This is a genomic window from Pyxidicoccus fallax (assembly GCF_012933655.1).
GTDB classification, from domain to species: Bacteria; Myxococcota; Myxococcia; order Myxococcales; family Myxococcaceae; genus Myxococcus; species Myxococcus fallax.
In genome coordinates, this window is sequence record NZ_JABBJJ010000017.1 from 63,734 (window position 1) to 77,461 (window position 13,728).

11 protein-coding genes are annotated in these 13,728 nt (G+C 69.7%); 5 read left to right on the plus strand and 6 right to left on the minus strand.

All coding sequences use genetic code 11. The features are described from left to right. The first annotated feature begins 148 nt into the window (after nt 1-148). Nucleotides 149-286: a hypothetical protein gene (locus HG543_RS05770; RefSeq protein WP_169343659.1), complete on the plus strand. Its 138-nt coding sequence runs from the start codon at nt 149-151 to the stop codon at nt 284-286. Here HG543_RS05770 and HG543_RS05775 read toward each other — a convergent pair. Next, nucleotides 277-1,710 (minus strand): aldehyde dehydrogenase family protein, encoded by a 1,434-nt coding sequence (locus HG543_RS05775; protein ID WP_169343660.1) that lies wholly within the window; start codon nt 1,708-1,710, stop codon nt 277-279. The genes HG543_RS05770 and HG543_RS05775 overlap by 10 nt on opposite strands. A gap of 33 nt (nt 1,711-1,743) precedes the next feature. Continuing rightward, nucleotides 1,744-3,375 carry an acetolactate synthase large subunit gene (locus HG543_RS05780; RefSeq protein ID WP_169343661.1) on the minus strand — a complete coding sequence of 544 codons (1,632 nt, stop codon included), beginning with the start codon at nt 3,373-3,375 and terminating at the stop codon, nt 1,744-1,746. Between the two features lie 100 nt (nt 3,376-3,475). Between HG543_RS05780 and HG543_RS05785 the strand changes: the two genes are divergently transcribed. Further along, nucleotides 3,476-4,360, plus strand: coding sequence for a LysR substrate-binding domain-containing protein (locus HG543_RS05785; RefSeq protein WP_169343662.1), 885 nt, complete (start codon nt 3,476-3,478; stop codon nt 4,358-4,360). Between the two features lie 15 nt (nt 4,361-4,375). Here the strand turns inward: HG543_RS05785 and HG543_RS05790 are convergent, their stop codons facing one another. From HG543_RS05790 to HG543_RS05800, 3 genes are all read right to left on the minus strand, one after another. After that, nucleotides 4,376-5,296, minus strand: a complete 921-nt coding sequence (locus tag HG543_RS05790; RefSeq protein ID WP_246356789.1) for a type VI immunity family protein — start codon at nt 5,294-5,296, stop codon at nt 4,376-4,378. Further along, nucleotides 5,293-6,117 carry a hypothetical protein gene (locus tag HG543_RS05795; protein ID WP_169343663.1) on the minus strand — a complete coding sequence of 275 codons (825 nt, stop codon included), beginning with the start codon at nt 6,115-6,117 and terminating at the stop codon, nt 5,293-5,295. Before HG543_RS05795 ends, HG543_RS05790 begins: the two co-directional genes overlap by 4 nt. Nucleotides 6,118-6,202: 85 nt before the next feature. Next, nucleotides 6,203-6,637 carry a RidA family protein gene (locus HG543_RS05800; protein WP_169343664.1) on the minus strand — a complete coding sequence of 145 codons (435 nt, stop codon included), beginning with the start codon at nt 6,635-6,637 and terminating at the stop codon, nt 6,203-6,205. Nucleotides 6,638-6,856: 219 nt separating this feature from the next. On the opposite strand from HG543_RS05800, the gene HG543_RS05805 reads away from it, so the two are divergent. Further along, nucleotides 6,857-9,652: an ELWxxDGT repeat protein gene (locus HG543_RS05805; RefSeq protein WP_169343665.1), complete on the plus strand. Its 2,796-nt coding sequence runs from the start codon at nt 6,857-6,859 to the stop codon at nt 9,650-9,652. Nucleotides 9,653-9,908: 256 nt separating this feature from the next. After that, on the plus strand, nt 9,909-11,255 hold the full coding sequence (locus tag HG543_RS05810; protein ID WP_171817764.1) for a serine/threonine protein kinase: 1,347 nt from the start codon (nt 9,909-9,911) through the stop codon (nt 11,253-11,255). Between the two features lie 344 nt (nt 11,256-11,599). On the opposite strand, the gene HG543_RS05815 is transcribed toward HG543_RS05810, so the two are convergent. Continuing rightward, a complete protein-coding gene (locus tag HG543_RS05815) occupies nt 11,600-12,238 on the minus strand; it encodes a glutathione binding-like protein (protein WP_169343667.1) in 639 nt (212 codons plus the stop codon). 103 nt (nt 12,239-12,341) lie between these two features. Between HG543_RS05815 and HG543_RS05820 the strand changes: the two genes are divergently transcribed. Then, nucleotides 12,342-13,271: a LysR family transcriptional regulator gene (locus HG543_RS05820; protein WP_169343668.1), complete on the plus strand. Its 930-nt coding sequence runs from the start codon at nt 12,342-12,344 to the stop codon at nt 13,269-13,271. The last annotated feature ends 457 nt before the right edge of the window (nt 13,272-13,728 follow it).

Sequence of the window (13,728 nt, forward strand, 5' to 3'; positions counted from 1 at the left end):
ACGACTACGATAGTTGTCGTAGGGCGGGTATCAATGACCCTGGGGCATTTGGAACATCGCCCGCGCTGCCTCGATGACGGCCGGAGGGGCCACGCGCAGTGAACCCGCCTTGAACGGCGGTTCGGGGTCGTACTCGATGCCGAGCTGGATGCACTGGGCGACCTGGGCGCCGAACTCGCGGCCCTTCGGCACGCTGGAGACGCTGCACCGCGTGTTCAAGCGCTCGCTCGGCGTCACCCCGGCGGAGTACCGGGGCCGCTTCACCGCCGGGGCCGCTCAGGCCTGACGCATCACCAGCAGGCGCAGCTCCGTCATGTCCTCCATGGCGTACTTCACGCCCTCGCGCCCCAGGCCCGAGCCCTTCACGCCGCCGTAGGGCATCGTGTCCACGCGGAAGCTCGGCACGTCGCCCACGACGACTCCGCCCACTTCCAGCTCGTCCCACGCCCGCATGGCCCGAGACAGGTCCTTCGTGAAGAGGCCAGCCTGCAGTCCGTAGCGCGCGTCATTCACGACGCGGAGCGCCTCGTCGAAGTCGCGGAAGGACTGGAGCAGCACCACGGGCCCGAAGGCCTCCTCCGCGCACAGCGGCTCGTCGGCGGGCACGCCCTCCAACACGGTGGCCTCGAGCAGCGCGCCCTTGCGCCCTCCCCCGGCCAGCACCTTCGCCCCGCGCTTCACGGACTGCTGAATCCAGCCCTCCAGTCGCTTCGCGGCGGGCTCGTCAATCATGGGCCCCAGCGTGGTGCTCTCGTCCCGCGGATTGCCCGCGCGCAGCGCCCGGGCCCGCGCGACGAGCCGCTCGCGCAGCTCGCCGTACAGCGCCTCGTGCACCAGCACCCGCTGCACCGAGATGCAGCTCTGCCCCGCCTGGAAGAAGGCGCCATGGGCGATGCGGTCCGCGATGAAGTCGAGCGACTCGCCCGGCTCGCGGTCCACCACGCACGCGGCGTTGCCGCCCAGCTCCAGCACCACCTTCTTCCGGCCGGAGCGCGCCTTGAGGTCCCACCCCACCTTCTCCGAGCCGGTGAACGACAGCAGCTTCAGCCGGTCATCCTCGATGAAGGGGCCCACGTCCTCCAGGCGCGTGGGGAGCACGGAGAAGGCGCCCTCGGGAAGCGCCGTCTCCGCGAGCACCTCCGCCATGAGCAGCGCGCTCACCGGCGTGCGGTCCGACGGCTTGAGCACGAAGGGGCAGCCCGCGGCGATGGCGGGCGCCACCTTGTGCGCCACCAGGTTGAGCGGGAAGTTGAACGGGGTGATGAACGAGCACGGCCCCACCGGCACGCGCTGGGTGAAGCCGCGGTAGCCCGCCGTGCGCTTCGACACCTCCAGGTTGAGCACCTCGCCCCCGCCGCGCACGGCCTCCTCCGCCGCGGCCTTGAACGTCTCAATCAACCGCGTGACCTCGCCCCGCGCGTCACGGAGCGGCTTGCCCGCCTCGATGCACAGGGCCAGGGCCAGTTCCTCGGCCCGCTCGCGGAAGCGGCGTACGCAGTGCTCCAGAATCTCCTGCCGCTCGTACGGGGCCAGCTTCCGCATGGGTCCGGCGGCGCGCACCGCGGCGGCGATGGCCTCCTCCACGGCGGCGGCGTCCGCGACGGCCACGCGCGTGACGACCTCTCCCGAGTATTTGTCCGTCACGGGCAGCTCCGCGTTGGGCTGCCGGGGCTTGTTGGCCAGGTAGTACGGGTAGCGTTCAGCGAGCATGGCGTTCCCCACTTTCGATTGCGTGTTCATGGCTCACGACTCCGCCTCGGCGCCCGCGCCGAGCGCCCGCGCGTTGTCCGAGTAGTCGATGGGCAGGTCGATGACGTGCACGCCGCCAGACTCCAAGCAGCGGGCGAGCGTGGCGCCGAACTCGGTGGCGCTGGCCGGGCGGTGGCCCCGGGCGCCGTACGCCTCGGCGTAGCGGACGAAGTCCGGGTTGCCCAGCGCCATGCCGAAGTCGGGCAGGCCCATCTCCCCCTGCTTCCAGCGAATCATCCCGTAGCCGTCGTCACGCACCACCACCACGGTCAGGTCGAGCTTCAGGCGCACCGCCGTCTCCAGCTCCTGCGAGTTCATCATGAACCCGCCGTCACCGCAGACCGCGAGCACCTTGCGGCGCGGGTAGACGAGCTTCGCGGCGATGGCGGACGGCAGCCCCGCGCCCATGGTGGCCAGCGCGTTGTCGAGCAGCAGCGTGTTGGGCCGGCGGGAGCGGTAGTACCGGGCGAACCAGAGCTTGTACATGCCGTTGTCCAGGCACACCACGCCGTCGTCCGGCATCGCGCGGCGCACCTCGGCGACGAGCCGCGCGGGGTAGATGGGGAAGCGGTCATCGGTGGCGCCGCTCGCGAGCTGGGCGTCGAGGCCCGCGCGGGCGCGCTCGAAGGGAGTGAAGTCCCAGTGCGAGCGGGGGCCGACGCCCTCGGCGATGCGCCACACGGCGTTGGCGATGTCGCCCGTCACCTGCACCTGCGGGAAGTACACGGGGTCGACCTCGGCGGAGGAGAAGTTGAGGTGGACCACGGTGCGGCGGCCGTCGCGCATGACGAAGGGCGGCTTCTCGATGACGTCGTGGCCGACGTTGACGATGCAGTCGGAGGCCTCGATGGCGCGGTGGACGAAGTCGCCGTCGGAGAGCGCGGCGGTGCCCATCCACAAGGGGTGCGTCTCGTCGACGACGCCCTTGCCCATCTGCGTGCTGAAGAAGGGCATGCCCACACGGTCCACGAAGACGCGGAGCATCTCCGAGGTGAGCTTGCGGTTGGCGCCCGCGCCAATCATCAGCAGCGGGCGGCGGGCGGCGGCGATGGTCTCCACGGCCTGGGCGATGGAGGCCTCGTCGGCCACGGGCCGGCGGGCGACGCCCGGGGCCAGGGGGACGGCGTCGGTGGACTCGCGGGCGATGTCCTCGGGCAATTCCAGATGCGTGGCGCCGGGGCGCTCCTCCTCGGCGCGGCGGAAGGCCTCGCGCACGGCGGAGGGGACGTGCTCGGCGGAGACGAGCGTGCGGGTGGACTTGGTGAGGGGGCGCATCATCCCGACGACGTCGACAATCTGGAAGTGGCCCTGCTTGCTGACCTTGATGGGCTTCTGGCCGGTGAGCATGACCATGGGCATGGCGCCGAGCTGGGCGTAGGCGGCGGCGGTGACGAGGTTGGTGGCCCCGGGGCCCAGCGTGGCGAGGCACACACCGGCGCGTCCGGTGAGCCGTCCCTGGGTGGCGGCCATGAAGCCGGCGGCCTGCTCGTGGCGCGTGACGACCAGGCGCATGCCGGCGGCGCGCATGGACTCGAGCAGGTCCAGGTTCTCCTCTCCGGGGAGTCCGTAGACGACGCGAACGCCCTCGGCTTCGAGGGCTTTGACGAACAGGTCCGAGGCCTTCATGGGTGTCTCTCCTTCGTGGCGAGGAAGATGTACCCGTGGGGCTCGATTCGTACATTCGTTTGTTCCCATGGGGGCGATAGGTGGCATCTATGATGGTCCCATGGAGCTAAGACACCTCCGCTACTTCTCCGCCGTCGCGGACACGCTGCACTTCGGGCGTGCCGCGAAGCGGGTGCATGTCTCCCAGCCCACGCTGTCGCAGCAGATCCGCCAGCTGGAGGAGGAGCTGGGAACGCCGCTGTTCGAGCGTGCGCGCTCGGGGGTGCGGCTGACGCAGGCGGGGGAGCTGTTCCGCACGTACGCGTCACGGGCGCTGGAGGACGTGAACTCCGGGCTGGCGGCGGTGGGAGCGCTGCGGGGGTTGGCCGCGGGCGCGCTGCGCGTGGGGTATCCGCCGAGCATGCGCGGCGTGGTGGTGCCGGCGCTGGCGGCGGTGCTGCGGAGGCATCCGGGATTGGCGCTGAGCGCGGAGGAGGCGGTGGTGCGGCGGCTGGAGCGGCGGCTCGCGGACGGCAAGCTGGACGTGGGGCTGGGCTATGCGCCGGCGCGGCTTGGGGATTTGGACGCGGAGCCGGTATTCGACAGCCGGCTGGCGCTGGTTGTGGCGCGGGGGCACCCGCTGGCGGGCGAGGAGTCGGTGGGTACGCGGCAGCTGGTGGACGAGCGGTTCGCGTTGCTGTCGAGGGGGCTGCGGGTGCGCTCGCGCGTGGATGCCTGGTTCGCGGCGATGCGGCTGGCGCCGCGCATCGCGCTGGAGTCGAACGCGGTGGGGACGGTGCTCGCGATTGTCCGCGCGGGGCTCGCCGTCACGGTGCTGCCGGAGCCGCGGCTGTCCGATGCGGAGCGGCTGGTGGTGAAGCGGCTCTCCCCTGCCCCACGGTCCGAGCTGGCGGCGCTACTGTGGCGCAAGGGCGCGCCGCGCACGCCCGCGGCGGAGCTGTTCGCGGCGGAGGTGCGGGCTCGGGCGAAGGAGGATGGGACGTGAGGAGCGTGGGTTCCGCTACTCGCAGAGCCGCCGGGACCAGCCGTGACTGTAGCCTTTGTGCAGGTTGAGCCAGTCGACGTGCTCCTCGCGGAGGTACGGAGCCAACTGCCGCGCCAATGCCCGATACCAGGCTGGCACCGTCCCTGTCTCCGTGTCCATGACGTCGGGCCATTCGCCCAATGTCAGCAGCCATCGCGTGTCCTCCATTGGCTCGAAGGTGACTTCCGGAAACGCCAGTTGCTGCCGCAGCGCCTCCAAACCTCCGAGCTGTCCCAGCAGTGGCTGTCCCAGGAACGTCAGCCAGTAGGCCCCTCGTGCCCCTGTGCCGATATTCCGGCTGGTTTCGCCCAGGTCCTGGAGGTCCAGCCCCCAGTAGCGGTGGAGCAGACCGAGAAGGTCGTTCGGAACAGCTCCCCATGCGCCGGGATGGGAAACGACAGCGAGGCTGGCCTGACCGAAGCTGAAGGGCAGCTCACGACCGAGGTCCAGGGCCAGCGCGCGCAGGTGCGCGGGACCGTGCTCCAGGAGGTACTCGGTGGGGAAGGAAAAGGACACCCCGCTCGTGGCGCGCTCGTCGCGGGAGAACAGGTCGTCGTCGAGCTTCCGGCCGTCGTAGCTGAAGTGATACCCGCCCGCTTCGCCTGGATCCTCGGACAGCGACACGCGCCACTCGGCGCCCCAGGTGCGTTCGAGCATCTTCTTGCGGGTGTGCTCCCAACCCTGCTCGTCGAGAGGGAGCATGTCTCCATCGGGACTGGCGTACCAGCCGAGCGCCTTGGGGGGAATGGCCCGCTGATAGGTCTGCAACGCGCGCCACACCGCGGGGGCGACATCCTCGTGTGAGCGGCGCATGAAGAAGGAGAGAATGACGCCGTCGCGAGCCACCAGATCGCCGTAGCTGTTCCGCAAGCGAATGACCGGGATGTTCTCTCTCAACGGCTCAACCCCATGCGCGGCGAGAGGAGGAAAGACCTTCCCCCCAATGCATCCATGTAGAGACGGCCTTGGTTGGAGCCGGCATACGCACTGGTATCTCCATATTCCTTCCACTGAGGCACGTTGGTACCAGGACACGGAAACTTGTAGTCCAGAGTGACCACGGAGCGTAGCCGGTCACCATCGGCATGAAGCACGAGGTCCGGTTTGATGGTGCGCCACAGTTCCTTCGTGCACCCCTCCTTGAGGAGCCGTGCCTCCTCCTCCCGGCTCACCGTCTCCAGCAGCCGCGCGTTGGGGTAGTACCGGTAGCGCTGCTCAATGCTGTACGGCCGGCGCCACAGATCCTGCAGCACCTCACGCGCACATCGGAGTGCCACCTCGTGCTTGCGTTGCCCCAGCGCCATCGCCCGCGTGACTCGCCCTCCGCACCCGTCCACCTCTACCTCCTCGCCGCACTCTTGACGTGTCGGAGCGCGGCCACCGAAGAACTCGTCATTGACCTGGCGCTCGGCCTTCCTGGCGCACTCCACCAGACGCTCCTCCAGTTCCCCCACCGCGCTGTCGCCCTCCAGCAGCGTGAGCAAGACAGGTGCGAACTGGGCGAGGACGGAAGCCAACACCGTCCGGCTGGCGGCCGGGGCTAGCGCATTCACTCCCCTGCCTGCTGCGGCATGGCGCAAACGGCCCGCTGTCTCCGTGTCCACGAAGCGCAGCTCTCCGCGCGACGCTCCTTGAGGGCCGCCGGCGCAGGCCCCCAACAAGACACCTGCCACCACGAACGGCGCGAACTTCCTGCATGGCGTTGGGAAGGTCGACATGTTCCTCTTCGAGCAGGAAGAGCGGGGCTCGCCGTCACCGTGCTCCGGGAGCCGCGGCTGTCCGAGCCGTTCCGTGGTGCGCGCCTCAGGCACGCAGGACAGCCACCGCCTCGACTTCGAAGAGCATCCCGTCCAGCGCCAGCCGCGGCACGGGAATCAGGGTGCAGGTCGGCTTCATGGCGCCATTCCAGGCCTGATCGAGCTCGGGGCCGATGATTCGCAGCTTCTCCTCGGAGTGGTCCACCACCAACATCGTGAGCTTGGCCACGTCGCCCACGTTGGCCCCCGCCGCCGCCAGCGCGGTGCGGACGTTGCTGAAGGCCTGCCGGACCTGCATGCGGAAGTCTGGCTGGAGCTGCCCGGTCTCGTTCTCTCCGCCCTGTCCCGCGATGTAGACGAGCCGCGTGCCGGGCGCGACCTGGGCGACGTGGGAGAAGCCATAGGGGCTCGGGTCGAACAGCCCCTTGGGATTCGTCAGTACCAGCGCGGCCGTCTTCGAAGGTTCAGCGTTCTGTCCCATGGTTCACCTGCGGCGATGGAGTCTGGACGTATGCCACCACAAGCGCGGACTCGAAGCGCAGACTTCTCTTCAGCTCAACGGTCTTTTCGAGCTGCTTTGTCCAATGAGCGCCCACCCGCCCGAGCCTTGCCATGTCAGGGGTGCGAATAAACTCATGTACTCGCGCGGCATATGCAGTCCCGTTACCGACGCATGTGCATCCCTTGGAGGCAACAAGCCGTGACCCACCTTTCCCTGACCCGGGGGAGCCTCTGGCTCGCCCTGCTGCCGCTGCTCGGCTGCGGCACTTCGTCCCCGGACGGCGGCGCCGCCGCTTCCGATACACCGCCCACGTCCCAGGCCCTCCCGCTCACGTCGAGCGCCGAGCTGCTACGTGACGTGAACGCCCGGCCGAGCCCCTTTCCCCCCATCCTCTCGGGCAGCGTCCCGCTGGCCAACGGCACCACGCTCCTGGTGATCGAGGACTCGCTGACGGGCGCGGAGCTGTGGCGCAGCGACGGCACCGTCGCGGGCACCTCCCTCCTCCAGGACCTGACGCCGGGCGTGCTCTCCTTCTCGGAAGGGACCACGAATGTCACCGCCGCGGGCAACACCGCCTTCTTCTTCAGCGCACGCAGCTACCTTGGCAGGACGGGCCTGTGGAAGACGGATGGCACCACGCCCGGCACCGTCCTCCTCCAGGAGTTCGAGGGCGACGACGATGATTACGACGAGCGCCGCGGGAACATCGTGCCGTTCGGCTCCGGCGCCGTGTTCACCTTCGGCAACGCGCTGTGGAAGACGGACGGCACGGCGGCGGGAACCCGGGAGCTCAAGCGCTTCCCGCCCGTGCGGTTCTATGACCACGAGTTCAACGGCGTCTCCGCTGGCGTGGCGCTGTCCAGCGTCGTGCTGTTCCTGGGCAACGACCCCACGACTGGCATGGAGCTGTGGAGGACGAATGGCACGCCCGAAGGCACCGTGCCGGTGAAGGACCTCATCCCCGGGACTGAGTCCAGCACCATCGTGAGATATGCGCGGCTGGGCTCGAACACCCTCTTCGTCACGGGCGGCTCCCAGGACCAGCTCTGGAGGAGCAACGGGACTCCGCAGGGCACCGTCCTCGTGCACACGTCGGAGAGCTTCATCGACACGCTCGTCACGGCGGGAAGCAACGTCTTCTTCGCCACCGGCCAGGCGCTCTGGAAGACCAATGGAACTCCGCTGGGCACCGTGGAGGTCCGGCCGTTCTCCAGTTGGGCGCCGTACCGGCTCGCCCCCCTGGGCAACCGGGTCTTCTTCGTCGCCAACGACGAGGCGGGACACGAGCCTTGGGTGAGCGATGGCACACCCCTGGGCACGTCGCGCGTGGCGGACCTGTGGCCCGGGGCGGGCGACTCCCAGGCCTCCAACTTCTTCGCCTGGAAGGGGCGCCTCTACTTCCAGGCCACGCCGCGCGCGGGCGTGCTCGGGCTGTACAAGACCGATGGCACCTCCGTGGGCACCGTGGAGCTGAAGACGTGGGACGGCTACGCCGATGAATACCCATTCAGCCGCCTCGACCCGGTGAGCCTGGAGAACTTGCTGGCCTTCCACGTCGAGCCGCCGGCGGGCGGAGTCGAGCTGTGGCGCACCGATGGCACCGTGGCGGGAACGCGCCTCCTCGAGCCGCTGCGGCCGGGCACGACCCAGACGTCCCAGGCCAGCCTGCTGAACCTCGGCATCCTGGACGGCTACGTCTTCTTCCTCGCCTCCGAGGATGGCGGTGACCTCTCGCTCTGGAAGAGCGACGGGACGCCCACGGGGACGTCGCGGGTGAAGACCTTCGCCAACACGGAGGTGGAACGCTTCGCCGAGTCCGCCCCTGGCCAGCGCGTGGGCACCTCCCTGTACTTCGCGCTGAAGGACGGCACCCACGGCGAGGAGCTGTGGCGGACGGACGGCACGGAGGCAGGCACGGTCCGGGTGAAGGACATCGCCCCGGGCGAGGAGGGCAGCGACCCGAGCAACCTCGTCGAGCTGGGTGGGGCGCTCCTCTTCACCACGGGCGACTACGACCCGATGCGGCTCTGGAAGAGCGACGGGACGGAAGCAGGCACCGTGCAGGTCGTCCCTGAAGGGCCGGAGGTCCCGCTCACCGAGGCCCATGGCTTCACGAAGCTCGGCGCCCGCGTCCTCTTCGCCGCCAAGGACGCGCAGGAGCGAGACGTCCTCTGGACGACCGACGGCACGCCCACGGGCACGCAGGCGCTCAAGACCTTCGAGGCGGACGACGGCTTCTCGTCCACCTGGGTGGACGAGGTGACGTCCGCCGGGGGCCTCGTGTACTTCTCGGTGACCGAATTCACCGATGCGCCGATGGCCGCCCCGGTCCACCTCTGGAAGAGCGACGGGACGGCCGCGGGGACGGTGCGGGTGTCCCCCCAGGCGTTCCGCTCCATCGAGCAGCTCGCCTGGGTGAACGGGCACCTCTACTTCTCGGGAGAAGACGAGACTCACGGCGCGGAGTTGTGGGTGAGCGACGGGACGGCGGCGGGCACGCGGATGCTCGTGGACCTCAACCCCGGCGCCGGCTCCAGCCACCCCGGCCAGTTCGCGAAGGTGGGCACCGCCGTGTTCTTCGCCGCCACGGATGGCTCGCATGGCTTCGAGCCCTGGGTGACGAATGGCACGTCGCAGGGAACCACCCCGCTGGCGGACATCTGGCCCGGCGCCGAGTCCGGCGTGCGCTACTTCTCGGATGAGGGCACGTCCTTCATCACGCCGCTGGCCCTCGAGGACCGGGGCCTCGTGCTCTTCGTGGCCGCCGAGCCCGGGGGCGGCGCGGAGCTGTGGCGCACGGATGGCACGGTGGCCGGCACCTACCGCCAGGTGGATGCGCTGCCCGGTCCCCTCTCCGCGGACCCGTCCAACATCGCGCGGCTCGGAGACCGGCTCTTCTTCTTCGCGGCGGACGAGACGCACGGCCGTGAGCCCTGGGGCATGCCGCTCGACCCTGCCCCGGTGACGGCGCGGGCCAGCGGCAAGGCTCCGTAAGACTTCAGGCGTGTGCGGACCGCGCACCACGGTCCGCACCCGCCGGGTCTCCCGCGCGCCACGGGCGGCGCCCCCCTCCTCACTGAGCGGCACACCGTCTCCACCTGGGAGATTGCGCTGACACGGGACTACTCGCGGAGTAGTCTCCCGGGGAAGCGGAGTGGACCGCGCCGTGCCTCGTGAGGAACCCATGGAGTCAGCCCACCTGAATCCGACCCGCCTCCCCGTGGGAACGAGGGTGGGACCGTGGCGCGTGATGGAGCGTCGCGGGCTGGGAGCCCATGGCGCCGTCTACCGCGCCGTCGGGCCGGAGACGGGCGTGGGCCCCGTGGCGCTCAAGCTGGCCCTGCATCCCAAGGACGAGCGCTTCGCGCGGGAGGTGGAGCTGCTCAAACGCATCCGCCACCCGAGCGTTCCGCGGCTCGTGGACCATGGCGACTGGCGGCGGCCGGAGGGCTTCGCCTACCCGTATCTGGTGATGGAGCTGGTGGACGGGGTGTCGCTGTACCACTGGGCGCGGGAGCGGGCGCCCACGTCGCGGCAGGTGCTCCGGGTGCTCGCGCGCCTCGCGCGGGCGCTGGAGGCGACGCACGGCGCGGGAGGCGTGCACCGGGACGTGAAGGGCGACAACGTGCTCGTGAGCGATGTGGGGGACCGGGTCTTCCTCACGGACTTCGGCTCCGGGCACTTCGTGGGCGCCTCCACGCTGACGTGGCATCCGTTTCCACCGGGGACGCCGGAGTACCGCTCTCCGGAGGCCTGGCGCTCCATGCGGCTCCTGGTACGGGGCTCGAATGCGCCGTATGCCCCGGGGCCAGCGGATGATGTCTTCGCGCTGGGCGTCACGGCGTACCGGCTGGTGACGGACGAGTACCCTCCCCCGTCGGACACGGTGCCCCACTTCGAGCACGAGGAGCGGGCCGCGCCACCTTCCGCGCGGGCGGTGAATGGCCGCTGCTGCGAGGAGTTGAGCGACCTCACGGCCCGGATGCTCTCCAGGAATCCCGAGGCCCGTGGCAGTGCCCGCGAGCTGGCCGAAGTGCTGGAGCGGGCCGCGCGCGAGACAGGGCCGGAGGCGGATGTGCCTCTCTTCATCCGGGTGACCTCTGGAGTCGATGAGGCAACAGTCGAGCTGGCTCGACCGGCAGAGCACTCCCGGCGTTCATGGCTCATGACAGCCAGCGTGGGCTGGGCCCTGGCGCTCGCGGTCGGATGGATGCTGGGCGCGTCTCCGGACAGCGACGAGCAGGAGGCACACGCTTCGATGACCGAGGACACGAAGGATGGCGGCACAGTGGCGGTCGGAGACTCGGCCCTCACGGCCCCGGTGTCTCCTCGTCAGGCTCCGGCCTCCTGGTCAACCATCGGTGTGGACTTGCCCCCCAGACCCCTGCGAGGACAAATCCGACCGGATGCCATGGGACGCTGTCCGCATAGGTCTCACGTCGCCATCAATGGTGGCTGCTGGAAGAAGCTGGCTGTGACTCAGAAGGATTGCGAGGAGCAAGACTACGTCTACAAGGGCGCCTGCTATGTGCCAGTCTTCCGACCAGAACGCCCTCCCACCTCAAGTCCCACCGAGCAGTTCAAAGACAGCCCATGAGTCGCGGCACCTGGGAGCATGACAACGATGGAACAGCTTCGACGTCGTGCCCTTTGGCCGTGGCTCCTCTCCATCGCATTGGGCCTACCCGGTGCGGGCTCGGCCGCAACCAACGAGCTGCCCTCGACGCCCCTCCCCGGTCAGAGACGGCCGGACGCCAGCGGCCGCTGCCGCACCCGGATACAGGTCCCCATCAATGGGGGCTGCTGGTACAAGGTAGCGGTGGAAGTAAAGGACTGCGACGAGGACGGCTATGTCTACCGGGGCGCGTGCTACTACCCCGCCTTCCCGCCTCCACCGCCCGCCACGTCCGACATCCTGGACGCCCCGAGCCACCACCCCGCTCACGCGCTGAGCTTCTGCCGCTTCAGCTCCTGCATGTACAGCTCGCGCTCCTCCGCGAGCGCCTTCGCGACGCTCGGCCGCTCCCACAGGCGCGCGACGTAGGCGCTGATGGCCGGCCACTTCTGCAGCTCGACGGGAGTCACCGCGGTCCAGTTCAGCACGGTGACGAGGTACGCATCCGCGACGCTGAACCGGTCGAGCAGGAACTCCCGCCCCGTCAGGTGCTTCTCCAGGTGGTCCATGCGAGCCGCCCCCTTCTCCAGCGCATAGGCCCTCGCGCCCTCATTGGCCTTCGCATCGAGCAGCGGCATGAACAGCCCCTTGTGCAGCTCGGTGCCGATGAAGCACAGCCACTGCTGGAGCAGCGCCCGTCCCTTGCGGTCGGTAGGAGCCAGCTCCGCCCGGGGGAACGAGTCCGCCACGTACTGCAGGATGGCCGCGTTCTCCGTGAGGATGTCCCCCTCGTCCGTCCGCACCGTGGGAACCAGCCCCAGCGGATTGACCTGCAGGAAGTCCTGGCCGTCATGCGTGCGCTTCGTCTTCGAGTCGACCTCGATGTAGGTCGCCTTCGCGCCCGCCTCGTACAGGGAGATGCGCGTCGCCAGCGAGCAGGCCAGGGGAAGGAAATAGAGCTGCATGGAGTGCCTCCAGGGGTGCGTTCTCGTTCCCGCCTTGGGAACGGGAGAACAGTGCACCTCCCCGGCCTATGCATCCAACGCATTGTTGGCATAGAGTCGATGCATGGGTGACATCGCCTTCCTTCCGAACCCCCGCCTGGACGTGCGCGACCTGCGCGTCGTGCTCGCCCTCGCCTCCGCCGGCACCACCGCGCAGGCGGCGACGGTGCTGCACCTCACCCAGCCCGCCGTGAGCCGCGCGCTCCTGGCGGCCGAGGACAAGCTCGGCGCCCGCCTCTTCGACCGCACGCCCAAAGGGCTCGTCCTCACCGAGGCCGGCCAGGAGCTCGTCTCCGGCGCCACGCGCCTGCTCGTCGATCTGGGAGACCTGGAGCACCGCGTCCGTGCCCCCGTGGCGAAGCCCATGCGCATCCGCCTCGTCTGCGAGTGCTACACGGCCTACCACTGGCTCCCGTCCGCGCTCGTGAATCTGCGCAAGAGCCTGCCGGGACTGGAGCTGTCCCTCGCGGTGGAGCACACGAAGGCCCCCGTTCCCGCGCTCGTGGCGGGAGACATCGACGTCGCGCTCGTCACCTCCTCGCCCGTGCCCCACGCCCAACTCGAGGAGCGGCACATCTTCACCGACGAGGTGCTCTTCATCATGTCGTCGTCGCACCCGCTGGCCTCCCGCAAGGCACTCACGCGGGACGACCTCCGGGAGACCACGCTCCTCACGGGGCAGACGCCTCCGGCCGAGGCGCAGTGGTTCATGAAGCAGGTCTTCGGCCGCGAGCGGCCACGCCTCCGCTTCGAGCAACTCCCGCTCACCGAGGCCCTCGTGGACGTGGCCCGGGCCGGCATGGGCGTCGCCGTGCTCTCCGAGTGGATTGCCCGTCCGCACCTCGACAAGGGAGGCCTCGTGGCGAAGCGGTTCGCCTCGGGCCCCCTCCGCCGCTCGTGGCGCATCGCCTGGAGGCGCGAGGTCGGCGACGCCGCGCTCCGCCTCGCCGCCGCGCTGGAGACCACGGCGCCCCGGAATCTCTCCCTCGACTGACCTGCTGTCGCCGTTCCAGCGCCGCCCCTTCTCTCCGCGGGGCGCACTTCCGCGCCCCGGATTCGTCGGAGCGAACGAATAGACGGGGCAGTCCCTGGACACGCTCCAGGGGCGAGCCGTACGTCTCGCCATACCCCATCTGGGCGCGCGGCTCGGCGACGGATTCGGGGTGCGAATCGTTCTTGCGACGGAGGCTCCTTCGTCGTGAGCGCGGAGCCCGGTACCCCCGTGCAGCATCCGTCTCAGCCAGGGCAGCCCGAATCTTCTCCATGTGAGCCATGCCCCACCTCCATGCACCAAGGGGCGCACGGGCCGGGGACACGCGATGTCCTCCCATGACTCCCGAGCCCGCGCGCTCGTGGCTGCCCCTACCCTCGGCCCTCGGTGGTGGGAACGAAGTGCACGCAGCCAGATGACCCGCCAGGTCCTCCCCGGGCGCGGGCCCCACCCTCCCTGG